The 23,624-nt window shown below is 70.4% G+C and carries 23 protein-coding genes; 11 read left to right on the forward strand and 12 right to left on the reverse strand.

The window, feature by feature from the left end:
- Position 1 precedes the first annotated feature (1 nt).
- Positions 2–742 (forward strand): flagellar basal body P-ring formation chaperone FlgA, encoded by a 741-nt coding sequence (flgA, locus tag ACQ66R_RS05875; protein WP_430420070.1) that lies wholly within the window; start codon positions 2–4, stop codon positions 740–742.
- 11 nt (positions 743–753) lie between these two features.
- The gene (gene flgH, locus ACQ66R_RS05880) at positions 754–1,485 is read left to right on the forward strand and encodes a flagellar basal body L-ring protein FlgH (protein WP_430420072.1); all 732 of its coding nucleotides are present in this window, start codon (positions 754–756) and stop codon (positions 1,483–1,485) included.
- A 66-nt stretch (positions 1,486–1,551) separates the two neighbouring features.
- Here flgH and dxs read toward each other — a convergent pair whose 3' ends face one another.
- From dxs to ACQ66R_RS05905, 5 genes are all read right to left on the reverse strand, one after another.
- Positions 1,552–3,468 (reverse strand): 1-deoxy-D-xylulose-5-phosphate synthase, encoded by a 1,917-nt coding sequence (gene dxs / locus ACQ66R_RS05885; protein ID WP_430420074.1) that lies wholly within the window; start codon positions 3,466–3,468, stop codon positions 1,552–1,554.
- 17 nt (positions 3,469–3,485) lie between these two features.
- Positions 3,486–4,367 carry a polyprenyl synthetase family protein gene (locus ACQ66R_RS05890; RefSeq protein ID WP_430426223.1) on the reverse strand — a complete coding sequence of 294 codons (882 nt, stop codon included), beginning with the start codon at positions 4,365–4,367 and terminating at the stop codon, positions 3,486–3,488.
- A complete protein-coding gene (locus ACQ66R_RS05895; RefSeq protein ID WP_430426225.1) occupies positions 4,364–4,606 on the reverse strand; it encodes an exodeoxyribonuclease VII small subunit in 243 nt (80 codons plus the stop codon). Before ACQ66R_RS05895 ends, ACQ66R_RS05890 begins: the two co-directional genes overlap by 4 nt.
- A 169-nt stretch (positions 4,607–4,775) precedes the next feature.
- A complete protein-coding gene (locus ACQ66R_RS05900; RefSeq protein ID WP_430420076.1) occupies positions 4,776–5,387 on the reverse strand; it encodes a histidine phosphatase family protein in 612 nt (203 codons plus the stop codon).
- Positions 5,388–5,418: 31 nt separating this feature from the next.
- Entirely contained in the window at positions 5,419–6,342 is a 924-nt protein-coding gene (locus ACQ66R_RS05905; protein ID WP_430420078.1) for a histone deacetylase family protein, read from the reverse strand.
- Here ACQ66R_RS05905 and ACQ66R_RS05910 point away from each other — a divergent pair.
- From ACQ66R_RS05910 to ACQ66R_RS05935, 6 genes are all read left to right on the forward strand, one after another.
- Entirely contained in the window at positions 6,341–6,907 is a 567-nt protein-coding gene (locus tag ACQ66R_RS05910; protein WP_430420080.1) for an N-acetyltransferase family protein, read from the forward strand. The two genes, ACQ66R_RS05905 and ACQ66R_RS05910, sit on opposite strands and share 2 nt — an antisense overlap.
- A gap of 161 nt (positions 6,908–7,068) precedes the next feature.
- Positions 7,069–7,566, forward strand: coding sequence for a recombinase family protein (locus ACQ66R_RS05915; RefSeq protein WP_430420081.1), 498 nt, complete (start codon positions 7,069–7,071; stop codon positions 7,564–7,566).
- A gap of 91 nt (positions 7,567–7,657) precedes the next feature.
- Positions 7,658–8,395 (forward strand): PEPxxWA-CTERM sorting domain-containing protein, encoded by a 738-nt coding sequence (locus tag ACQ66R_RS05920; protein ID WP_430420083.1) that lies wholly within the window; start codon positions 7,658–7,660, stop codon positions 8,393–8,395.
- 103 nt (positions 8,396–8,498) lie between these two features.
- A complete protein-coding gene (locus ACQ66R_RS05925) occupies positions 8,499–9,680 on the forward strand; it encodes a vWA domain-containing protein (RefSeq protein ID WP_430420085.1) in 1,182 nt (393 codons plus the stop codon).
- A gap of 137 nt (positions 9,681–9,817) precedes the next feature.
- Positions 9,818–10,477 carry a TetR/AcrR family transcriptional regulator gene (locus ACQ66R_RS05930; RefSeq protein ID WP_430420087.1) on the forward strand — a complete coding sequence of 220 codons (660 nt, stop codon included), beginning with the start codon at positions 9,818–9,820 and terminating at the stop codon, positions 10,475–10,477.
- A 9-nt stretch (positions 10,478–10,486) separates the two neighbouring features.
- Positions 10,487–11,650: an MFS transporter gene (locus tag ACQ66R_RS05935; RefSeq protein ID WP_430420089.1), complete on the forward strand. Its 1,164-nt coding sequence runs from the start codon at positions 10,487–10,489 to the stop codon at positions 11,648–11,650.
- Here ACQ66R_RS05935 and ACQ66R_RS05940 read toward each other — a convergent pair.
- The 6 genes from ACQ66R_RS05940 to ACQ66R_RS05965 all read right to left on the reverse strand — a co-directional run bounded on the left by ACQ66R_RS05940 (position 11,622) and on the right by ACQ66R_RS05965 (position 18,113).
- Complete coding sequence (locus ACQ66R_RS05940) at positions 11,622–11,930, reverse strand: hypothetical protein (protein ID WP_430420091.1); 309 nt, start codon at positions 11,928–11,930, stop codon at positions 11,622–11,624. The two genes, ACQ66R_RS05935 and ACQ66R_RS05940, sit on opposite strands and share 29 nt — an antisense overlap.
- 18 nt (positions 11,931–11,948) lie before the next feature.
- Positions 11,949–13,409 (reverse strand): UdgX family uracil-DNA binding protein, encoded by a 1,461-nt coding sequence (locus ACQ66R_RS05945; protein ID WP_430420093.1) that lies wholly within the window; start codon positions 13,407–13,409, stop codon positions 11,949–11,951.
- Positions 13,409–14,632 (reverse strand): putative DNA modification/repair radical SAM protein, encoded by a 1,224-nt coding sequence (locus tag ACQ66R_RS05950; RefSeq protein WP_430420094.1) that lies wholly within the window; start codon positions 14,630–14,632, stop codon positions 13,409–13,411. The genes ACQ66R_RS05945 and ACQ66R_RS05950 overlap by 1 nt, the downstream gene beginning before the upstream one ends.
- A 300-nt stretch (positions 14,633–14,932) precedes the next feature.
- Positions 14,933–15,433 carry a TspO/MBR family protein gene (locus ACQ66R_RS05955; protein ID WP_430420096.1) on the reverse strand — a complete coding sequence of 167 codons (501 nt, stop codon included), beginning with the start codon at positions 15,431–15,433 and terminating at the stop codon, positions 14,933–14,935.
- Positions 15,434–15,502: 69 nt separating this feature from the next.
- Positions 15,503–16,957 (reverse strand): S41 family peptidase, encoded by a 1,455-nt coding sequence (locus tag ACQ66R_RS05960; RefSeq protein WP_430420098.1) that lies wholly within the window; start codon positions 16,955–16,957, stop codon positions 15,503–15,505.
- Positions 16,958–16,976: 19 nt separating this feature from the next.
- Positions 16,977–18,113, reverse strand: a complete 1,137-nt coding sequence (locus tag ACQ66R_RS05965; protein WP_430420100.1) for a helix-turn-helix domain-containing protein — start codon at positions 18,111–18,113, stop codon at positions 16,977–16,979.
- Positions 18,114–18,285: 172 nt separating this feature from the next.
- On the opposite strand from ACQ66R_RS05965, the gene ACQ66R_RS05970 reads away from it, so the two are divergent.
- Entirely contained in the window at positions 18,286–18,747 is a 462-nt protein-coding gene (locus tag ACQ66R_RS05970; RefSeq protein WP_430420102.1) for a response regulator, read from the forward strand.
- Between the two features lie 226 nt (positions 18,748–18,973).
- Here ACQ66R_RS05970 and ACQ66R_RS05975 read toward each other — a convergent pair whose 3' ends face one another.
- Complete coding sequence (locus ACQ66R_RS05975) at positions 18,974–19,510, reverse strand: GNAT family N-acetyltransferase (RefSeq protein ID WP_430420104.1); 537 nt, start codon at positions 19,508–19,510, stop codon at positions 18,974–18,976.
- A 25-nt stretch (positions 19,511–19,535) separates the two neighbouring features.
- Here ACQ66R_RS05975 and ACQ66R_RS05980 point away from each other — a divergent pair, with 25 nt between their 5' ends.
- Positions 19,536–20,417, forward strand: coding sequence for a hypothetical protein (locus ACQ66R_RS05980; protein ID WP_430420106.1), 882 nt, complete (start codon positions 19,536–19,538; stop codon positions 20,415–20,417).
- Positions 20,418–20,834: 417 nt separating this feature from the next.
- Positions 20,835–23,606 carry a PAS domain S-box protein gene (locus tag ACQ66R_RS05985; protein ID WP_430420108.1) on the forward strand — a complete coding sequence of 924 codons (2,772 nt, stop codon included), beginning with the start codon at positions 20,835–20,837 and terminating at the stop codon, positions 23,604–23,606.
- Positions 23,607–23,624: the final 18 nt, after the last annotated feature.

Genomic DNA, 23,624 nt, shown 5'->3' on the forward strand with positions numbered 1-23,624 from the left:
CATGAAACTGTTCGCGTCTCTCGCTGCTCTCCTGACGATCGCGACGCCCGCCCTGGCCGGCGTCCCGGTCACGGTCAAGGCCGACATCGTCGACGCCGACGGCGTCGTCACCCTGGGCGAGATCTTCGCCGGCGCAGGCGCCGCCGGGGCCACCCCGGTGGCCAGCCGCGCCCAGGCCAGCGTGATGCTGAACGCCCAGGCGGTGCGCATCGCCGCCGCCCGCGCCGGCCTCGACTGGGCCAACGCCGAGGGCCTGCGCACCATCGTGGTGCGCGGCGGGGCCCCGGCCGCCTCCGGCGCGGTCGCCGCCCGTGGCAACGTCGACGTGCTGACCTGGGCCCGTTCGATCCAGGCCGGCGAGATGATCCAGCCCGCCGATCTGGTCTGGGGCAAGGCCGCTGCGGCTCCCGCCGACGCGCCCAACGATCCCGAGGCGGTGATCGGGCTGGCCGCCCGCCGCCCCCTGCGCGCCGGCGCCGCAGTGGCCGGCCGCGATGTTTCGGCCCCGCAGGTGGTGCAGGCCAATGAAGTGGTAACCCTCACCTACGACAACGGTGGGGTCTCGCTCGCGCTCCAGGCCAAGGCCCTTTCCGGCGGCGCGGTCGGCGAAACGATCAACGTGCAGAACGTCACGTCGAAGAAGACCGTCCAGGCCGTGGTCACCGGACCCGGACAGGCGGCGGTCGGACCCCAGGCGGAGCAGCTGAAGCTCAACCGCTCGACCCGTTACGCGCTCCGTTGAAGGAAGCTCACATGCGCCTGCGCAGCCTGGCCCTCGCCGCCCTCCTCGCCCCCCTCGCCGCCTGCTCGACCGTGAAGGAAGCCGTGCGCGGCCCCGACCTCGCGCCTGTCGGCTATCCGGCGTCGCTGGCGCCGATCACCCAGCCGATGGTGTCGGCCCGCGAAGCCGGTCCCCAGCCGGCCAGCGCCAACTCGCTGTGGCGCTCGGGCGCCCGCGCCTTCTTCAACGACCAGCGCGCCGGCCGCGTCGGCGACATCCTCACCGTCAACATCGACATCGACGACAGCGCCAAGACCAACAACGCCACCACCAGTTCGCGCACCGCGGGCATGACGGCCGGCGTGCCGCACCTGCTGGGCCTGGAATCCAGCCTTGGGAAAATCCTGCCGGGCGGCTTCGACCCCGCGAACGCCATCGAGACCAACTCGGCCAGCAACAACGCCGGCTCCGGCTCGGTGAACCGCCAGGAGAAGATCAACCTGACCATCGCCGCGGTCGTGACCGGCATCCTGCCCAACGGCAACATGGTGATCCAGGGCACCCAGGAGGTGCGCACCAACGCCGAGGTGCGCCAGCTCACCGTGGCCGGGATCGTGCGCCCCGAGGACATATCGTCGGCCAACACCATCCGCCACACCCAGATCGCCGAGGCCCGCATCAGCTACGGCGGCCGGGGCGACATCAGCCGCGTCCAGAAGACCCCGGCCGGTCAGAGCCTGATCGAGAGATTCTCGCCGTTCTGATCGCCCCGTCTTCCCGCGACCCAAAGGGCCTCCGCGCAAGCGGGGGCCCTTTTCAGTTGGGCCGGGTCAGGCCCGCCGCCCCGCGGTGCTGGCGTTGTCGACGCCGAGGGCGGAGAGCGCCGTCCGCACGATGCCGTCCGCGTCCAGGCCGGCCAGGGCGTACATGGCCTCGGGCTTGTCGTGGTCCTGGAAGATGTCGGGCAGTGTCAGGGTGCGGACCCGCAGGCCGCGGTCCAGCGCGCCGTGGTCGGCCAGGGCATGCAGCACGAAGCTGCCGAAGCCGCCGACGGCGCCTTCTTCCACGGTGATCAGCGCCTCGTGCTCGCGGGCCAGCCGCAGCAGCATATCGAGGTCGAGCGGCTTGGCGAAGCGGGCGTCGGCGACGGTGGCCGAGAGGCCCCGGGCGGCCAGCTGGTCGGCCGCCTTCAGGGCTTCGCCCAGGCGCGTGCCGAACGACAGGATGGCCACGGCCGTCCCCTCGCGCACGATCCGGCCCTTGCCCACTTCGAACGGGGCGGCCAGCAGCGGGATCTGCACGCCCGTGCCCTCGCCGCGCGGATAGCGGAAAGCGGACGGGCGGTCGTCGATGGCGGCGGCGGTGGCGATGGCCTGGGCCAGCTCGGCCTCGTCGGACGGCGCCATCAGCACCATGCCCGGCAGCGCGCCGAGGTAGCCGATGTCGAACGAGCCCGCGTGGGTGGCCCCGTCGGCGCCCACCAGGCCCGCTCGGTCGATGGCGAAGCGGACCGGCAGGCCCTGGATCGCCACGTCGTGGACCACCTGGTCGTAGCCGCGCTGGAGGAACGTCGAATAGAGCGCGCAGAACGGCTTCATGCCGTCGGCGGCCAGGCCCGCGGCGAACGTCACCGCATGCTGCTCGGCGATGCCGACGTCGAAGCAGCGGTCGGGGAACTTCTGTTCGAACAGGTCGAGGCCGGTGCCCGAGGGCATGGCCGCGGTGATCGCCACGATCTTGGAGTCGCGCTCGGCCTGCTTGATCAGCTCGGCGGCGAAGACCTTGGTGTACTGCGGCGGGCCGCCGCCGGCGCCCTTGGCCTGCTGGCCCGTCACCACGTCGAACTTGACCACGCCGTGATACTTGTCGGCGGCGTTCTCGGCCGGCGCGTAGCCCTTGCCCTTCTGCGTGACCACGTGGACCAGGACGGGCTTGTCCTCGATCTTGCGGGCGTTCTGCAGCACGTGGACCAGCGCGTCCATGTCGTGTCCGTCGATCGGCCCGACGTAGTAGAAGCCGAGTTCCTCGAACAGCGTGCCGCCGGTGACCATGCCGCGGGCGTATTCCTCGGCCTTGCGGGCCGCCTCACGCATCGGCCGCGGGAAGGCCTTGGCCACCGACTTGCCGAGGTTGCGGATCGACTGGTAGCCGCCGCCCGAGACGAGGCGGGCGAAATAGGCGCTCATCCCCCCCACCGGCGGGGCGATCGACATGTCGTTGTCGTTGAGGATGACGGTGAGCTGCTTGTTGCCCCCGGCGTTGTTCATGGCCTCGTAGGCCATGCCGGCGCTCATCGAGCCGTCACCGATCACGGCCACGACCTTGTTGTCCTCGCCCTTGGCGTCACGCGCCGCGGCGAAGCCCAGGGCCGCCGAGATCGAGGTGGCCGCATGCGCGGCGCCGAACGGGTCGTACTCGCTCTCGCTGCGCTTGGTGAAGCCCGAGAGGCCACCGCCCTGGCGCAGGGTGCGGATGCGGTCACGCCGTCCGGTCAGGATCTTGTGCGGATAGGCCTGGTGGCCCACGTCCCAGATCAGGATGTCCCTGGGCGTTTCGTAGACATGGTGCAGGGCGACGGTCAGCTCGACCACCCCCAGGCCCGCGCCCAGGTGGCCGCCGGTCTGCGAGACGGCATCGATGGTCTCGGCGCGCAGTTCATCCGCCAGCTGGCGAAGTTGCGGAATCGAGAGGCTGCGCGTGTCGGCGGGCGACGAGACCGTGTCGAGCAGAGGTGTGGCGGGTGGCAACGCGAAAAGTCCTGGTCTTACTGGCGGCGCTCTAACACGAAATCGACGCTGGCCCGCAGGAATTCGGCCCGGGGACCGAACGGATCCAGATGGGATTTGGTCTGGGTTTTGAGCAGACCCAGGCGCTGTTTCGCCGCATCGACGCCCAGCAGCGTCACGAAGGTGGTCTTCCCCGCCTCGGCGTCCTTGCCGACCGCCTTGCCCATCAGGGCCGCGTCGCCCTCGGCGTCCAGCAGGTCGTCGACGATCTGATAGGCCAGCCCCAGGTCGTGGGCGAAGGCCATCAGGGCGTGGCGTTCGAAGTCCGGGGCATGGGCGATGACCAGCGGCAGCTCGAACGCACACGCGATCAGGGCGCCGGTCTTCAGACGCTGCATGCGCGCCACCCCGCCCAGGTCCTCGCGAACGCCCAGCATGTCGATCATCTGGCCGCCCACCATGCCGCGGGCGCCGGCGGCCACCGCCAGCCGCGACACCAGTTCGGCGCGCACGCCGCCGTCGGGATGGGTGTCGGGATGGGCCAGGATCTCGAAGGCCGCGGACTGCAGCGCATCGCCCGCCAGCACCGCGGTCATCTCGTCGTACTGGATGTGGACGGTGGGCCGGCCCCGGCGCATGTCGTCGTCGTCCATGCACGGCAGGTCGTCGTGGATCAGGCTGTAGGCGTGGATGCACTCCAGCGCGCACGCGGCCCGCAGCACCGAGCGCTCGTCCAGGTCGAACATCCGCCCCGTCTCGAGCGCGAAGAACGTCCGCAGGCGCTTGCCCTCGCTCAGCGCGGCATAGCGCATGGCCTCGGTCAGGCGGCTCTCGGGTCCCTCGGCGCGGGGCAGCAGCTCGTCCAACGCCACGGTGACGAGGTCGGCGGCCTCGGCCACGCGGCGGGCGAGGTCCATCAGCTGAACTCGGCGGGCTCGACGCCCGGTGCGCCGCCGGCGCCCATCACGATCTTCTCGACGCGCAGCCGCGCCGCTTCCAGGCGCGTCTCGCAGTGGGCCTTCAGGGCCGCGCCGCGCTCGTACATCCGGATCGAATCCTCGAGCGGCGCCTGGCCGGACTCCAGCCGCGCGACGATCTGCTCGAGCTCGGACAGGGCCTGCTCGAAGGTCATGGCGGAGATGTCGGCGGGTTCGGACATGGCACGTGTTTAGAGGCGAGAAAAGTAAGGGTCCACCAGCTTTTCCCTCCCTTGATGGGGAGGGACAGACCGCGAAGCGGTCAGGGTGAGGCAGTGGAGGGCGGGACTCCGAGGTCGGTGAGGATCGCGCCTCCCTCACCCTGGCGGCTGCGCCGCCTGTCCCTCCCCATTAAGGGCGGGAGGGGCGCTCGAACCGCCGCATCGACCAGTATTTGTAGCCCTCGCTCTTGGTGAGCTTCCAGCCGAGCTTCTTCAGGGCGCGGCCGATCAGGTGATTGAAGAATCCGTGGGCCAGCACGACCACGTTCTGGCCGTCGGCGGCCAGATCGATCAGCATCGCCGCGGCGCGGTCGGCGCGGGCCTCGGCCTGGGCGCGGCTCTCCTGGCCGTCGTGGTGGTTGAAGAACCACCAGCAGACCCGGGCGACGAACCCCCAGATCCTCGGCGACAGCTTGATCCAGCCGGGCAGCATCGGCGGCGGCAGGGGCGCCTCGATGAGGATCTCGTACCGCTCGAACGCGCGGGCGCCGGCCACGGTCTGGGCGCTCTCGATGGCGCGCAGGCGGGTGGACGAGACGAGCGTGCCGCACTCGGCGACAAAGGTCTTCAGCGCCTCGGGCGGCGTCTGGCCCGGCAGCAGGCCCATGATCTCGTAGCGGGCCCAGAAGTCGACATACTGGGCGGCCGACAGGCGCACCTTGCGCGACAGGGCCGGTTCGCCGTGCCGCGCCAGCACGATCGTACCGGCGCGCGAACGAGATTCCGCGGTCAAGACGCTCATCGATCCTGAGAACGCACCGGCGCCTCGTCCCTCACCCTTCGCCGAGCGCCCGCACGTGCGCGAGCGCGGACTGGCCTAGAGCTTGGAGGTCGTATCCGCCCTCGAGCGACGACACAACCCGGCCCTTGGCGTGCCGATTGGCGACCGAGGCGATGGCGCGCGTGGCCCAGGCGAAGTCGACGGCCTCAAGGTTCTGGCCGCCGCCGCCGACCGGGTCCCACTTGTGCGCGTCGAAGCCCGCCGAGACGATGATCAGGTCGGGCGCGAAGGCGTCGACCCGGTCCATCAGGGTCTCGAACGACCGCTTCCAGACCTCGACCGGCGCGCCCTCGGGGGACACTGCGTTGACGATGTTGTCGGGGACCCTCTCGTCCGGATGGCCCGTGCCCGGCCACATCGGCCAAGACTGGATCGAGGTGAAGAACATGCCCGGCCGCCCGGCCAGCGCCGACTGGGTGCCGTTGCCGTGGTGGATGTCGAAGTCCACCACCGCGACCTTGGCGAGCCCGGCCGCCTGGGCCGCGTGCGCCGCCACCGCCACGTTGGAGAAGATGCAGAAGCCCATGGACGCGCCCGGCTCGGCGTGGTGGCCCGGCGGGCGCACAGCGCAGAATGCCCGCTGCGCCTGGCCCGACGCGACGTCCCGCACGGCCTGCACGGCCGCGCCGGCCGCCCGGCGCGCGGCCGTCAGGCTGCCCGACGACATCGAGGTGTCAGGGTCGAGATGGACGCGGCCCTCGCGCGGCGACAGGCGGACGATCTCGTTCAGGTAGGCGCGGTCGTGCACGTTGAGCAGGTCGGCCTCGTCCACGAACGGGGCGTCGTGGGGCGCCAGGTCGAGGGTGGCGTCCGCCAGCGCATCCATCACCGAGCGCAGACGCTCGGGGCGTTCCGGGTGCTGGGCGCCCGGACGGTGGTCGAACATGTCTTGATGGGTGTAGAGCGCGACAGTCATGAGCCATCCTAACCCAACTTCGCGCGCCGCCCAGACGCAACCGGTGATCCGCCGGGCCGGGCCGGCCGACGCCGAGACCCTGGCGGCGCTGGGCGTCCGCACCTTCAGCGAAACCTTCGCGCACCTCTACGATCCCGAGGACCTGCGAGTGTTCCTGGCCGAGGCCTATAGCCTCGAGCGCACCCGCGCCGACCTGGCCGACCCGGCCAAGGCCTCGTGGCTGGTCGAGGCCGATGGCGAGGCGATCGGCTATGCGCTGGCGGGCCCCTGCGGACTGCCGCACGACGAGGTCACGCCGACCTGCGGCGAGCTCAAGCGGATCTATTTCCTGAAGTCGCACCAGGGCGGCGGCCTGGGCGGGGCGCTGTTCGCGCAGACGATGGCGTGGCTGACCCGGAACGGGCCGTGCGACATCTGGATCGGCGTCTGGTCCGAGAACTACGGGGCCCAGCGGTTCTACGAGCGGGCGGGCTTCAGCAAGGTGGGCGAGTACGGGTTCGAGGTGGGACGCACCGTGGACCGGGAGTTCATCCTGCGTCGGTCGATGGAGAATTTTTCCTCCTGAGCGCCTGATTCGAAGTTCGCCCGACACAATTCGGCCCAAATCACGACCAGTCGCGCCTACTTCATTGCCGAGATTTAACCTCCCGCTCTCTTGGCGGGACCGCCGCCATTTGGGACCTTAGCCGCCGTTCGGCGTGTGTTTTTCCAGAACGGCGGGTGGGGATGTTGAGGATCGGGTACGTTCGGCTGCGGGACCAGACCGCGCACGAGGACACCGCCCTTCTCAAGGCCGCCGGCTGCCAGGTCGTCCGCGCCGAGGAGCCGCATTCGGGCGGCCACACGCTCGGCTCCATTCTCGATTTCATCGGCGGCGGCGATCAGCTGGTCGTAACGCGCCTCGAGCGCCTGGCGCTCACCAGCCGCGGACTACTGGACGCCCTCGACCGCCTCGAGGCGCGCGGCGCCAGCCTGTTCGTCCTGGAGCCGGAACTCTCCAGCCAGGGCCCCGAGGGTCGCGCGCTGCGCGCCGTGCTCGAAGCGGTGGCCGACCTGGAGCCCAACGGCCATCGCCGCCGCCGCCCCGCCGCGGCAGCCCACGAGATCTTCGCCCTGCAACGCGCCGGCGTCGGCCCGGTCGAGATCGCGCGCCGCCTGGGCGTCTCGCGCATGACGGTCTGGCGCAAGCTGAAGGCCGTGGAGGCCGAAGGTGTCGAAGCCTGAGGCCACGCATGAAAGACCTGCCCCCAAACGGGGGGAGGCGCCGCACGCTGCGTGATGAATCTTTGCCCCTCAATCATTTTGGGGGTGTCAAATGTCTGGAAATTTCGTTGAGCAGCGCCACCGTCGAAGCGCCGCATGGGCGGGCGCGGCGGTCGTGATCGCGGCCGCGCTGGGGACCGCGGCGCCAGCCGACGCCGCCATCGTGCACTATCGTTTCGACGCGACCGTTGTCGGAAACAACGGTAGTTTCGCCGCCCCTCGCTTCACCTACTTCAACCTATCGGACCCCGGAGTCTCGCTGGATCGGGTGCGGTTGTATGGCGGACCGCCCTGGGATTACGTCATTAACGGTGTCAATGGCGTCGTCCCGATCGACCCGGTCGGCGGCGGGCGGACGCTGCTGGAGGGCGAGGAGCGGAGCTTCAATCCGAATAACGGCTGCACCCCAGGCATCACGTACGGCTATTCCAGCTTCGACGCCGGCGACAGCGCGAGCTTCGTGGCCGACCCCGAGACCGCGGGCTGCGGCAACGCCGTGGTGGACGTGCAGCCCTGGCTGGACGGGACCGGAGCCCAGCTGACCCTCGACGCGCACTTCGGCGGCGGCGTCAGCCTGACCGGCGATGACTGGATCCTGGAAGCGATCAACCCGAACGTCAGCCTCTCGGTCGTCGCCAACCGTCGCTACCGGCTGACGATGACGACGACCCGCACGGTCGATGATCCTCCGCCGGTGGGCGGCGTACCCGAACCGGGAACCTGGGCCCTGCTGATCCTCGGCTTCGCCACCATGGGAACGGCCCTGCGGCGGCGGACGGTCGCAGCCTAGCCGCGACGCCGCGCCTGCGCGCCCACGCCATACTGGACATCGGGGCGCCCAGACCCCATCCTTCGCGTTCAAACAATCGTTCGACGCCAAGGGGCCTCCCCCGATGTTCATGCGCTTCTTCACCGAGCTCCGCGAAGCCAAGGTGCCGGTCACTCTCAAAGAGTACCTGATCCTGATGGAGGCGATGGACAAGCAGGTCATCGACCGCACGGTCGACGACTTCTACTACCTGTCGCGCTCGGCGCTGGTGAAGGACGAGAAGAACCTCGACAAGTTCGACAAGGTCTTTTCCCACGTGTTCCAGGGCCTGGAGAAGCTGGGCGACGACGTGGCCGTCGACATCCCGGCCGAGTGGCTGAAGCGCCTGTCCGACAAGTTCCTGACCGAGGAAGAGAAGGCGCAGATCGAAGCCATGGGCGGCTTCGAGGCGCTGATGGAGGCGCTGGCCCAGCGCGCCCGCGACGCCAAGGACGGCAAGGGTGAGGGCGAAGGCGAGCGCGGCGGTCGTCCCGACGGCTCCAACCCCTTCGGCGCCAATGGCTATCACCCCGAGGGCATCCGGGTCGGCCAGGAGAAGGGGCGCCACGGCCGGGCGATCAAGGTCTGGGACAAGCGCGAGTACAAGAACCTCGACGACTCGGTCGAGCTGGGCACCCGCAACATCAAGGTGGCGCTGCGTCGCCTGCGCAAATGGGTCCGCGACGGTTCGGTCGAAGAGCTCGACATGGACAAGACCATCAAGGGCACCGCCGAGAAGGGCTACCTCGACATCAACATGCGCCCCGAGCGCCGCAACAAGATCAGCGTGCTGCTGTTCCTGGACGTGGGCGGCTCGATGGATAGTCACATCAAGATCTGCGAGGAGCTGTTCAGCGCCGCGCGCACCGAGTTCAAGAACATGGAGTTCTTCTACTTCCACAACTGCCTCTACGAGGGCGTGTGGAAGGACAATCGGCGACGTCACACCGAGAAGATGAACACCTACGACATCCTCCATAAGTACCCGCACGACTACAAGGTCATCTTCGTCGGCGACGCCACGATGAGCCCCTACGAGATCACCTATCCGGGCGGCTCGGTGGAGCACTGGAACGAGGAAGCGGGCGCGGTCTGGATGGACCGGGTGAGCCAGATCTACGACTCCGTCGTGTGGCTGAACCCCACCGCCGAGCGTCACTGGGACTACACCCCCTCGATCGGCCTGGTGAAGCAGCTGGTCGGCGACCGCATGTATCCGCTCACCATCGACGGGCTGGAAAAGGCGATGAAGGAGCTGTCGCGCTGAGCGCGTTGGCGCTCCGCTCTTTTGGCTTGGCGCGCCGTCCGGGCGGCGAACCGGCCTCCACTTCGCCTGACGGCGCGCTAAGCCGTCGCGCATCTGTCACGATGCGCCTAAGCTGAGACCGTGCTTTAGGGATTCGCATGACCGATCCCCTTCTTCAGGACCCGTCCGAGACCGACGAGGCGCAGGCCGCGACCAAGGCCGCGGTGTTCAACGCGGCTGAGCGGCTGTTCGCGCTCCACGGCTTCCAGAACGTCTCGGTGCGCGACATCACCGCCGAGGCCGGGGTCAACCTAGCCAGCGTGAACTATCACTTCGGCTCCAAGGACGCCCTGCTGTTCGAGATATTCCGGCGGCGCACGTCCGAGCTGAACCGCGAGCGGGCGCGCATGCTGCACGAAGCCGCCACGCGAAACGGCGGCAAGCCCACGGTCCGCGACATACTGGAATCCTACTTCGCCCCGCCGATGCGCTGGGCGGCGCCTGACAACGATCGTCGCATCTCTATGCAGTTCATCATCCGCGCCCGGTCCGAGGGGACGGCCGACATGCGCGATGTGCTGCGCAACGACGTTTCCCACCTGGAGCGGTTCGCCGGCGCCCTAATGGCCGCGCGCCCGGACCTGCCGAAGGAAGATGTCTACTGGCGGCTGCACTTCGTGCTGGGCATGGTCCACAACAACCGCTTCGCCGAGTTCGACCGGCTGCATCACCTCTCGGGCGGCATCACCCGCGAGGGCGACACCGACGCCCTGCTGCGCCGGATGCTCGACTTCGCCGAAGCCGGCTTCTCGGCCTGACGGTCGCCGATGAGCGGCCTGGTCTGGAAGGCCGCGACCTACCGGTTCCTCGACACCTTCGTCCTGATATTCCCGTTCTACACGGTCATGTTCGCCGAAAACGGCATGGGCCCGGCGCAGATCGGCATAGCGCTGGCCGCATGGTCGTTGACGGGCGTGGCCCTGGAGATCCCGACCGGCGCGCTCGCCGATCGGGTCTCGCGCCGGTGGCTGCTGTTCGCGGCCCAGGTGTTCCGAGGCGCAGGCTTTCTGGTCTGGGCGCTGTGGCCGGGCTTTTGGGGGTATCTCATCGGCTTCGTGCTCTGGGGCGTGAAGAGCGCGCTCGTCTCGGGCACGTTCGAGGCGCTGCTGTTCGACGACCTCAAGGCCGAGGGCCGCGAGCAGGATTATGCCCGGGCCATCGGCCGCGCCCAAACCGGACGGTTCATGGGCCTGATGTCCGCGGCGCTGATCGCCTCGGCCATCGCGGGCGTTGGAAACTATGCGCTCACGTTGATCAGCTCGGCGTCCAGTCTCGTGGGCGCAGCCTCGGCGCTGCTGTTGCCCAAGGCGCCCCGGGCGGCGCGCGCTCAGCGGGCGGACTATCTGGGCGTCATGCGGCGCGGCGTCATGGAAGCGGTGCGGCGGCCCGGCGTGTTGTCGATCCTGCTGTTCATCGCGCTGATGCAGGCCCTGCTCGCCGCCTGCGACGACTACTGGCAGATCTTTGGCCGTGATGTGGGTTTGGAGCGCTCCCAGATCGCTCTGTTCGTGGCGGCGTTGGGCGCCGGTCAAGCGGGCGCGGCCGCTATCGCGCACCGGGCTCCCCTGGCCAGGTCTTGGGCCCTGCCCGTCTGGGTCGCGACCGCGGGGCTGGTGTTGACGGCAGCGGCCGGGGTGTTCGAGCCCTGGCTGTCCGTTCCGCTGGCTGTTCTGTTCACCGCCATGTGCATAGTGGCCCTCGTACAGGCGGATGCGCGGTTCCAGCATGCGCTGTCCGGTGAAGCGCGGGCCACGGTGGCTTCCGTGAAAGGCTTCGCGAGTCAGTGCAGCATCACCCTGCTGATCCTGAATTTCGGCTTGGTGGCCCACGTCAGCGACTATCGAACCGCCTTTCTGGTGCAAGGCGTCGCCCTGACGCTGCTGGGCTCGGCCTACGTTTGGCTCACTCGCCGGCCAGCGGCGGCGGCTTGACGCCCGCGGCCATCGCGGCCGCCTGGCAGTCGGCGGTTTCGCGGGCGCGCCAGGCCGAGGCGCTGGCGGGCTCCCTGGCGTCCTCGTAGGCCAGCGCCACCAGCTTGGCCTTCACGCAGCGGTCCAGGGGGGCGCTGGACGGAGCCTTCTCGTAATCGTTCAGGGCGTCGCGGACCTTGAGCGCATGCGCCGACCGGGCCTGGGCGTCGAGGGCGTCGGCGCAGCCGCCGAGCAGAGCAAGAAGGGGCATGAGCATCGCGGCGATGAGCAGGGTTTGCATGACACCTGAGCATACCCCTCACGCCACAAGGTTCCACGCCAGCTTGAGGTCGTGAACGAAGGCGGCATAGGCGTCGGCCTTGGCGTCCTCGTCGGGCAGCCGCAGCAGGTAGGAAGGATGGTAGGTGACCACCGCCCGGGCCTGATCAGACAGCTGGAGGGCCTGGCCGCGGACCTTGCTGACCGCGGTGGCCTTGCCGAACACCGCGTGCGCGGCGGTCGCGCCCAGGGCCACAATCACGCGCGGCCGCACGATCCGCCGCTCGGCGTCCAGCCACCAGCGGCAGGCGCTGACCTCGCCCGTCGTCGGCGTCTGGTGGATGCGGCGCTTGCCCCGCAGCACGTGCTTGAAGTGTTTCACCGCGTTGGTGACGTAGGTTTCGGCGCGCGGCACGCCGGCCTCGGCCATCGCGCGGTCGAACACCTGGCCCGCCGGTCCCACGAAGGGGCGGCCCGCCAGGTCCTCCTGGTCGCCGGGCTGCTCGCCCACGAACATCAGCCGCGCCTTGGCGGGCCCCTCGCCCGCCACCCCCTGGGTCGCATCCTGCCAGAGGTCGCAGCGGCGGCAGTGGTCGACGCCGGCGGTCACCTCGGCCAGCGTGGTCGCCGACAGGCCCTCCCACGGCGCATCGCGGCTGTTGCGGATGGCCGCCTTCACGACGCGACGGCTGGGTTCGGTGGCGGGCTTGGCGACCATTTCGGCGGTCCGGCTGCGGGCGTTTGCGACCAGCTCCGGAATGAGCGCCGCCTCGGGCAGGTTCCGCCAATAGCGCCGCGGCATCTCCTTGGTCATGGCGTCGGTGTTCAGCCGGGCCGGATTGAAGATCGAGGCGTAGTAGGTCTTCCAGAACTCCTCCAGCTCGTCGGCGCGGGGCGCGTCGGCGGGGTCGGCGCCGGGTGTGAAGGCCAGCTCCACCAGGTTCCAGTGCACGCAGACGTCCGGGGTCAGGATCGACCAGCGGATGTTGGCGAAGCGAGTGCGGAAGAAGGGCGCCGTCAGCTCGGCCACCCGGTGCGCCGGCTCGAACCAGGCGACGAAGGCCTCGCCCTGGTCGTCGTGGGCGCCGCGGAAGCGGACGAAGGCCTTCATCTTGTGGGCCGCCTTGTCGACGTCGCGGCTGAGCTGGCGGGCGAGCAGCACGTCGGGGTCCGAGGCCACCTGCAGCAGCTGAGGCCGGTCCTGCATTCGCCACAGCAGGCGGTAGAGCAGCGCGAACCGCTCGTCCGAGCGATGCAGCACGACGCGCTGGGCCAGATCGACGAAAGCGCGGGGCGCGGTGAAGGACGCGGCCGAAGTTGAGGTTGGCGTCGACTGCCCTTCGGGTCCGTCTTCCGAGAGGTCGGAGGGCGCGAAGAGGGAGGCCTGGCCGTCTACGGTCCAGAGCGTGTCGGGCGGCCCGACCCCGGCCAGGCGCAGGCGCCGGGCCGCGGCGCGCCAGCCGTCGAAGTCGGTCTCATGGGCCAGCCGGACCACCTGCATCAGAAGAGGTCCAGCTGCCGGGGTTCGAGGCGGGCGCGCAGGTCGGCGCGGTCGGTGAGCGCGCCGGGCGACCAGTCGGCGCAGATCAGGAACGGCTTCAGCGTGTTCACCCGACGCGACAGGCGGCCGATGTCGGCCAGGGTCAGGCGGGTGTGGCGGCGCGTGCCGATGATGCGGTCCACCACCTTCACGCCCAGGCCCGGGACGCGCAGCAGGGTCTCGCGCGGCGCGGTGTTCACGTCGACAGGGAAGTCGCCGCGGTTGCGCAACGCCCAGGCCAGCTTGGGGTCGATGGCGAGGTCCAGGTCGTCGGCCTCGCCCACGATCTCGGCGCGCCCGAAGCCATAGAACCGCATCAGCCAGTCGGCCTGGTACAGGCGGTGCTCGCGCATCATGGGCGGGCGCGACAGCGGCAGGCGCGAGGTGGCGTCGGGGATGGGCGAGAAAGCCGAGTAGTAGACCCGACGCAGGCGGTACGCGCCGTACAGGCTCTCGCTGCGCTTGAGGATCGCGCCGTCGGTGGCGCTGTCGGCGCCCACGATCATCTGGGTCGATTGGCCGGCGGGCGCGAAGCGGGGCGCCCGGGTCTTGCGGCCCTTGTCCTTCGAGGCGTCCTCCGACACCCGAACCGCGCCCATGGCCTTGCGGATGCCGGCGGCGTCCTTCTCGGGCGCCAGCGTCGCCAGGCTCTCGTCCTTGGGCAGCTCGATGTTGATGGAGATACGGTCAGCGTAGAGGCCAGCCTCGTTGACCAGCGCCGGCGAGGCCTCGGGGATCACCTTCAGGTGGATGTAGCCTCGGAAATCGTGGTCCTGGCGCAGGGCGCGCGCCACCCGCACCATCGCCTCCATCGTGTAGTCGGCGTTCTTGATGATGCCCGACGAGAGGAACAGACCCTCGATGTAGTTTCGCTGGTAGAAACCCAGGGTGAGCTTGACGACCTCGTCCACCGAGAAGCGCGCCCGCGGGGTGTTCGACGTCACCCGGTTCACGCAGTAGGCGCAATCGTAGACGCAGAAGTTGGTCAGCAGGATCTTCAGCAGGCTGATGCAGCGGCCGTCTGGCGCGTAGGCGTGGCAGATGCCCATGCCGCCATCGGTCGATCCCATCCCCTTCCCGCCCACCGAGTCGCGCTTCACTGACCCGGACGAGGCGCAGGAGGCGTCGTATTTCGCCGCGTCGGACAGGATTTCGAGTTTGCGCTTCAGCGTGAGAGTGGCCACGCGGGGACAGTATTGTTCCGTATTTGTTCACGCAAGCGGCGCTGTGGCGATTTTGAGCTGAGAGCGCCCCGACCTGTCTGCACCGCAGGTCGGGGCTCGCGTCACCTGGGTGTCGGGGGCCCGGAATGTGACACGATCTCAAAAGCTTGGCTGAAGGCCTCCGGATCGACCGGAGGCCTTCGCACACCCGAACCGATCGGCGAGGGACAGGAACGCTCGATCGGCCCACCTGCACAATCGCGGTGGCGGCCGATGGTTCCGTAATTCCCGATATTCCGATGCACGCTCCTGCGCGATGCGTCAGTTCAGGCGCCAGATCTCGAAGTTGAGCAGCGAGGCGAAGGCCACCCACGCCGCGTAGGGCACGAACACCAGGCCGGCGGGGCGGTCGATGCGCCAGAACGTGAGCCCGGTGAGAACGACCGCGACGAACAGCACGGCGATCTCGGCCAGGGCGAGGCCCGGCTGACGCAGGCCGAAGAAGAGCCACGACCAGCCCAGGTTCAGCACGAGCTGGGCTGCGTAGAGACCGATGGCGCGGCGGCGGACCGGGCCGGACGAGGCTTGCCAGACCCGCCAGGCCGCGATGGCCATCAGGGCGTAGAGGGTGGTCCAGACCGGGGCGAAGATGCCGTTCGGCGGGTTGAACGCGGGCTTCTGGAGCGTCGCGTACCAGGTCTCGACGCTGGAGGCCGTGGCCATGCCGCCCAGCGCGGCGACGCCGAACGCGGCCGCCAGGGACACCAGCGCGGGGATCAACGCGCCTCGCAGAGGGCCGGACTTGTGGACGTCGGTCGACATGGGCATGGCCTCGCCTGGGAATTCTATCATCGCCAACGTCGCGGGCCGCGTTCCGATCCCCGCGCGGGGTCAGGCGCGCAGAAGGCGGATCGCAGCCTCGCGCTGCGGGTCCGACTTTAGCGCAAGATCGGCCGCGCGGGTGGGTACGAGATGATCCGGCGCGATCCCTTCGTCGGGCTGGGGCGTGACGGGGAAGGTGGCCACCAGCGGCAGGTCCAGCGCGAAGCCGCACTGCGGGAGGCGCAGGAAGAAGAAGGCGCCGCCGTTGATGCCGCGGCGGCTGCCGCCCGTGGGCTCGCCGACCAGCCGGCCCAGGCGGTGGGTCTTCACGGTCTGGGCGAACTGGAAGGTGGCCGAACTGTTGGTCGCGTCGATGATGGCGATGAGCCGGCCGTCGTAGCGGGCGCCGCGCGGGCGGATCGTGGAACCGCGCGGATCATCGTCCCACCGGGTGAGCCGGTAGAAGCCCTTCGCGTCGGCGCCCACCGCCTGGTCGCCCCAGTTGCGGAAGCTGCGGTCCCAGGTGGTCAGGAACGGGTCGAGCTCGGCGGGGGTGCGACGATAGCGGACGAAGCGCTGGGCGTCGGCGCGGACGAGCTCGCGGTCGACCAGCCGCTCCAGCAGGTGATCGCCGCACTCGGTGCCGCCGGCGTTGCCGCGGAGGTCGAGGATGATCCCCGGCGCCCGCTCGGCGATGGCCGCGTCGACCTCCCGGTCGAGCCAGGCGCGCCAGTCCCAGCGGCTGTTGTAGACGGCCCAGGTGGGCATGGTGATCAGGCGCGAGCGGTCGGGCAGCACCTGCGACGTCCAGACCGGGCCCTCGCGCGGGACGAACTCGGCCGAGCCGCGCTGGGCCAGGCGCTCGGCGCGGGTCAGGAGGTCGGCCGCGACCTCGCGCAACCGCCCGGCGCCGGTTCGCACGGTCAGGGCGACGCGGCCCTCGGCGAAGAGCCCGGGCGCGAGGCGCGGCAGGGCGGCGTCGGGCAGCGGCCACAGCTCCCGACGGTCGAGTTCGGCGAGGCGCATGCGCTTGCCGTCCGCGCCCCCATCGGCCGCGGCCAGGGCCATGAGGGCCGGCAGCAGACCTTTCGTGGCCTGGCCGCCGATCGCCACGACCTCGTCACCCGGATGCAGGCCGCGCACCGGGCCCGCGTCGCTCACGATCATGCGGCCGCCCAGCCATCGCCAGGTGAACGGCAGGCGGTCGCGGCCGGACTGGAAGAACGCCTCCCCCGCCCCCTCCTGGTTGTTCGGGTTGACGAAGGTGTGGCCGCAGCGGAGCCCGGCGGTGAAGGTGGTGAGCGCGAGCCACTGGGCGCCCGGATCGCGCGCCGCCGGCAGGTCGCGGTGCAGGCGGACGAAGCGGGCGGCGAGCTGGCGTTCGCTGTTGTATCGCAGCAGTCCGGGATGCAGCGCGCGGAACGCGGCCTCCACGATCTGGGCGTCGGTCAGCGCCGCGGCGCGGGCGGGTTGGGCGGCCAGGGCCGCGAGGGTCGCCAGGACGGCGCGTCGGGAGAACGTCATAGGGACAAGCTGCCTGGGCTCAGGCCGGATCGCGCCTCACTTCCGGGGTTTCGGACGCAAATTTCGGTTCTGAGCCGCGGCGGCGGGCGGCCGATGGGGCTTCGCCATAGGCGGCCAGGTAGGCGCGGTTGAAGCTGGCCTTGGAGTTGAAGCCGGCCTCGAACGCGAGATCGAGCAGCGGGCGGCGATCGCCGGCGGCCAGGGCGTCGTGCACGGCGCGGGCGCGCAGGCCGTTGATGAAGGCGGCGAAGTTCTGGCCCAGCCCCTCGTTCAGGGCGCGCGAGACATAGTGGGTGTTGGCGCCCAGCCGCGCGGCCAGGTCGGCCAGGGTGAGGTCGGGCTCGCGCCACCAGCCGGCCGCCTCGATCCGGGCGGCCCAGGCCTGCGCGGTCTCACGCCAGTCGCGGGGCGCGCGCTGAGCAAGCGGCTCGGCCGGCGAAAGGATCGGCCGGCGCAGGCTCGCATGACGCCAGCCCTCGATCGCCAGGTAGAGCGCCAGGGCGGCGATCACCAGGTAGAGGCCCAGCCGCTGGAAGTAGCTGAGCCGGCCCAGCCCGATCTCCCACAACTGGAAGCCGGCCCAGGCGGCGAGCGTGATCGTGAGCGCGATAAGGGCCCGGGTCAGCCAGCCCAGGGTGAAGCGCGCCTCGTCGGTGACCACGTCGCCCAGGCGGGCGCGGTAGCGACGCAGGCTGGCGGCCGACGCCAGCGCGTAGACCGACAGGCTGACGGGGGCCGCGGCCGCCAGGACGGGGGCGATGACCGTGTCGGGTCCGTCGGCCCAGGCGAACTTCTGCGCCGGCGGAAGCGCGAAGCAGACGGCGCTGTAGGCGAACTGAGCGGCCGCCGGCGCCAGGTGGATCGCCAGCGAAGGCCGCAGGGGCTGATCGGTCCACGCGCGGACATAGGCGAAAGCCAGCGGCCCCACCGCCAGCGGCGCCGCGAAGGGCGCGAAGGTGAGCCACGGCCAGGCGTCGTAGAACCCCGCGAAGCCGATCGTATAGGGCGTCAGCATGCCGACCAGCACGACGATCAGCGCGGCGAGACAGCGGTTGGCGGGCTGGTTGCGCGGGGTGGACGCCAGCGCGACAGCCAGCAGCAGAACCTGCACGCTCACCAACGCCAGCACCGCCGTGCGCCATCCGAAAACCAGCATCCCCACCGTCCGGCCTGAGTCCCGGCCTTGAGACTAGCGTGTTCGCGGCGTCCAGGGGTCAGCCAGAGCGCAGGCGAAGTGCGCCACCCCTGATTGTATTGCTTCGCAGATGCCCGCGATCATGATTGACTGGCGTGTGCGGAGCGCCATCCGCGTTGGGATTCGTCACGGCATGGGTTGGTCGAGTTCAGAGTGGGCGTCGAGCCATGAGCCGCCCGGCGGCCCGGGTCCCGGCGCGAAGGGTTGGCGGGCGCGCGGCGCGGACCTGCTGGTCAACGCGCGGATCCTGGTGGTCGAGGACGAAATCCTGGTGGCGGCGCTTCTGGAGGATCGGCTCGAGGCGCTGGGGTGCCGGGTCGTCGGTCCGGCGACGGCGGTGGCCGACGCTCTGGAACTGCTGAAGACCGAGGAGATCGACGCCGCGGTGCTGGACGTCAACATCGGCGGGGAGAAGGTGTTTCCGGTCGCCGATGTGCTGGCCGCCCGCAACATCCCCTTCCTGTTCGCCACCGCCTATGGATCGGCCGGCGTCGCCGAGCCCCACAACCGCCGCGACGTTCTGGACAAGCCGTACCAGGCGCGCGCGCTGGAGCACGCCCTGCGCTCGGCCCTGCAGAGCCGACATCGGCATTAGGCAGGGCGGAGGCCATCGATTTCCGAGACTTGGCCTGACCCCCTCCCGCTCTTGGAACGTCATGGCCGGCCTTGTGCCGGCCACCCAGAAGCACCGAGGACTCCAGGTTCGCAGGCGGCGCTGCCGCGAGCAGCCTTGAAGCGCCTGCGTGTCTGGGTGGCCGGCACAAGGCCGGCCATGACGTTCAGTATTCTGGAGATTGAGGGGAGCGTGCTCTTACCGCGCCTTACAACCGCAGGGCCAGGAACACTGTCCCCGGCGGGGTGGGCGCGTAGTAGGCGGCGATCTCGGTGAATCCCATGGCGCGGTAAAGCGAGAGGGCGGCGGTCATGCCGGGCAGCGTGTCGAGGCGCAGCTCGTTGTAGCCGAGGGCGCGGGCGGAGTCGGCGATGGCGGCGGCCAGGGCCCGGCCGAGGCCCGAGCCGCGGGCCGCCGGGTCTAGGTAGAGCCGCTTCATCTCGCACACGCCGCCCTCCAGCGGCCGCAGCGCGACGCAGCCCAGGGGCGCGCCGTCGGGGCCCCGGGCCAGCAGGAGGGCACCCGCGGGCGGGGCGTACTTGCCGGGCAGTCCGGCGAGTTCGGACTCGAAGTCCTGGTAGTCGAGATCGACCGGCAGGCTCGCGGCGTAGGCGCGGAAGAGGTCGGCCACGCCGGCCAGGTCGGCTGGCCCCCGGGCGGGCTGGATGTCGAAGCGGGGCGCCATCGCAACCACTGAGCCCAGGGGGTCGCGCACCGCAAGCCCGTTGCGGGCCTTCCGTCGCAACACGCGCCTCCGCTAAGGTCATGCCATGGGTAACGCGTTCCGTGACAAGCTTGAGCTGGCGCTGAAGGCGCTTTCGATCAGTCGGGGCCAGCTGGCGGCGGAGCTGGCGGTCGACAAGTCGGCCGTCGGGCGCTGGGTGACCGGGGCGGCGGTCCCTACCGGCCACAACCTGGTGCGGCTGACCGCGGCGGTGGCGCGGCGGGTCGAGGGGTTCACGGCCCTGGACTGGGATCGCGACGTGCACGATCTGGCGCAGCGGCTCGGGGCGGGCGACGCCGTGGCGCCGGCCCCCGCGGGCCTGCCGCTGGTGGTGCTGGACGAGGCGCGGGCCAACACCGTGGTGCGGGCGGCGGCCTATGAAGGCTTCTTCCGCTCGACCCGGCCCTATCTGCTGCAGCCGGGGCGGTTCATCCACGACCACGGCATGATCTGGCTGGACGCCGCGACGGGCCTGCTCGCGCTGCGGATCGGCTCGGGCGGCAGCTTCGCCGAGGGCTGGATGCTGCCGCTGCACAATCAGCTGTTCGCGATCGCCGCCGACGCGTCGGGCGGCGCCGTGCTGACCGGGCTGTTCAATGGCGTCTCAGCGCCCAAGGTCGACGTGGTGGACGGGCTGGTGCTGGGCCCCGCCCTGGACCCGGGCCGCACGCCCACCGCCTATGCGATGGTGTTCGAGCGCATCGGCGAACTGACCGGCGACGCGGCGACCGACCACGCCACCTTCGAGCGCCTGGCGTCGCAGGACCCGCTGGCGCCCGAGGGGTCGGTGCCCGAGGCCATGGCCAGCCACCTGTTGCGCGACGTCGGGCCGGCGCAGGTCCCGCTGGGCGGCGACCTGCTGCTGCGCCTGCCGATCAGCCGATCGATGGCGCGGGGCGCGGCCTACCGCGAAGCTTCAAACTCCTGACGGGCGCCCCCGCGCATCGCGATGCATCGCGGTGCAGTCCGGCGCGCCTTCCCGCGACGCCGTGAGCGCGGTCTTCTGACGACAAGGTCCTTGGCCTCGGCGGCGTCAGATGCACGTCCGCGGCCATGGCGCCGGATCGCGGTCCCCCCGCGCCCCGAGCGGGGCGAGGCGCGGCCGCCGCCGAAGGACCCCGCCAGTGCATCCCGGGCCCGGCCGCCCCGGATGCGGGGTTGGGATGGCGCGCCTCCCGGTGCAGGGAGGCGCGCCACACCCATGCCCGCGTGGGCGAGCGCGCCGTATCGTCGCAGGCAGAGTTAACACGCCGACAACCGATGATGGCCCAGATACCCCCGGTCGAATATCGAGGGCCGCATGGCGGGGAGGCTTCAGTCGATTTGGGGCTCTGAGGCGGCGCGTTTGTTCGCGCTCGCGCTGGGCGCCTTTGGACTGGCCGGCGCCTGTCTGGCCTTCATCGGCCCGGAAGACCATGTGGCCGCGATCTGGCCGGCGAACGCGCTGGCGCTTGCCGTCATCCTCCGATCGCCGCCGCGCCTCTGGGCTGCGTACGCCGCTGCGGCCGCCGCCGGGCTGATGGTCGCCAACCTGGCGGTCGGCGATTCCGCCGGTCAGGCCGTATTGCTGGCGGCCTGCAACGGCGGCGAGATCCTGATCGCCGCAGCGCTGGCGAGCCGCCTCACCGCTCGCGACGTCGACGTGACCGAACCGCGCCAACTGCTGGCGCTGTGTTGCGTGGCGGCCGCCGCGCCTATCGTGCCGGCCCTGATGGCGACCGCGGTGCTGGGCGAGGCGAGCGTAGCCACCCTGATCCGCTGGTATCTGGCCAGCGCGCTGGGCCTGGCCGTGGTCACCCCGGCGCTCCTGGCGCTGGTCTCGGACGCAGGCTCACTCAAGGCCACGTTCCGGCGCAGGCGCAACTTCGCACCCCTGGCTATGCTGGTCGCGGCCTGGGCGCTGGCCTTCGGTCAGGAGACCTTCCCGCTTTACTTCCTGCTGTTCCCGCCGCTGGTGTGGTGCGCGATGACCCTGCGCAGCGCCGGCAACGCGCTGGTGCTGCTGCTGACGGGGATCGTGGCCGTGACCGCCACTCTGACCGGCCACGGCATGGCCGGGCTGATCGACGAGGACATGCAGACGAAGCTGGCGGTCCTGCAGGGGCTGCTGGCGACCATGACGTTTTCGACCCTGCCGCTGACCGCACTGCTGGCCCGGCAGCGCCGACTGAACGCCTCGCTGCGCGATGCGCTGGCCCAGGTGGGCAAGAGCGAGGAACGCTATCGCCTCCTGGCCGACAACGCCTCGGACATCGTGATCACGATCGATGACCGGGGCATCCTGACCTACGTGTCGCCGTCGATCCGGCAGCTGGGCCATGCGCCAGAGGACATGATCGGGCAGTCGCCGCTGCCCTACATCCACCCCGACGACCGCGAGGCTGTCGGCGCCCGGATGCGCGAGCGCCGGCTCAGCGGCGAGTTCACGGACGCGCCGCACCAGACCTACCGGATCCTGAAGAAGGACGGGGGCTTCACCTGGGTCGAAGGAAAGCCGTCGGTGATCCGCAACGCCCAGGGCGGGATCTCGGCGGTGATCTCGCAGCTTCGGGACGTCACCGCGCGGATGGAAGCGGAAGCGGCGCTGGCCGAGAGCGAGGCCCGCTACCGGATGCTGGCGGACCACTCGACCGACATCATCCTGAAGGTCGATGCCGCCGACACCATCCTCTATGTCTCGCCGTCCGTGAGCCGCTATGGCTACACCCCCGAGCAACTGATCGGCGTCTCCGGCTACTCCCTGGTGCACCCCGACGATCTGCCGACGGCCCAGGCCCGGATCGCCGAGCTGTTTGGGGACGGCGTCGTCGACGCCACGCGGGACCGCGCCCACCGCATCCGGACCGCCAGCGGACACTACGTCTGGATGGAGGGCAATCCCTCGCTCGTCCCCAACGCCCAGGGCGAAGTCGAGGCGGTGATCTCGCAGATGCGCGACGTGAGCGTTCGCAAGGGACTGGAAGCCGAGCTGCTGGCGGCGCGGGACGAGGCGCAGGCGGTGGCGGCCACCAAGGCCGAGTTCATGGCCAACATGAGCCACGAGGTCCGCACGCCTTTGACCGCCGTGCTGGGGTTCACCGGCCTGCTGGCCAGTCGCGACGATCTGGCCGCGGACGCGCGTCGCCAAGTGGAGCGGATCGGCGCGGCGGGCCAGGCGATGCTGGCCATCGTCAACGACGTGCTGGACTTCTCGAAGCTGGAAGCGGGCCTGATGCCCGTGACGCCCCGGCCGACGGCGCCGCTGGAGGTGCTGGAAACGGCGCTGGCCCTATTCGAGCCACAGGCCGAGGCCAAAGGGCTGCGGCTGTCGTTCGAAGCGTCGGATCTGCCGGCCCACGTCGGGATCGATCCCGACCGCACCCGTCAGGTGCTGCTCAACCTGATCGGCAACGCGGTGAAGTTCACCGACGACGGCGAGGTGGCCGTCAGCGCGATCTATGCCGACGGACGGCTGAAGGTGTCGGTTCGCGACAGCGGGGCGGGCATGACCGAGGCCCAGCAGGCCCGGCTGTTCCAGCGCTTCTCGCAGGTGGACGGCGACGCCGCGCGGGCCGGCGGCGGGACGGGCCTGGGCCTGGCCATCTGTCGCGGCCTGGTGGAGGCCATGGGCGGCGAGATCGGATTGACCAGCGCCGTGGGCCAGGGCTCGACCTTCACGTTCGAGATTCCCGCGCCGGTCTGCGCGGCGGCCGCTGGGCCCGAGGAGGCCTCGCCGCTGGCCGGCGTGGCGGGGCTGCGGGTGCTGGTCGTCGACGACAATCCCACCAATCGCGAGCTGGCGCATGCGGTGATGGCCCAGTTCGGGGTCGAGGTGACCGACGCGTGCGACGGCGCCGAGGCGGTCGAGCTGGCGGCGCAGTGGCCCTATGACGTGATCCTGCTGGATATCCGCATGCCGGTGATGGACGGGCCCACGGCGGCGCGGCGCATCCGCGGCGAGCCGGGTCCGAACAGGGACACGCCGATCCTCGCCTTCTCGGCCGACCACCAGCTGGACGAGACGGTGTCCGGGCTGTTCGACGGCCACGTGCGCAAGCCGATGGAGGTGACGCCGCTGCTCGAGGCATTGGTCGAGGCGACGGCGTGGGAAGACGCGCTGTACGCGGCCGAGGGGTAGTCTCCCTTCCACGCCTGC

The sequence above is a fragment of the Phenylobacterium sp. genome (genome assembly GCF_965284355.1).
Classification (GTDB): Bacteria; Pseudomonadota; Alphaproteobacteria; order Caulobacterales; family Caulobacteraceae; genus Phenylobacterium.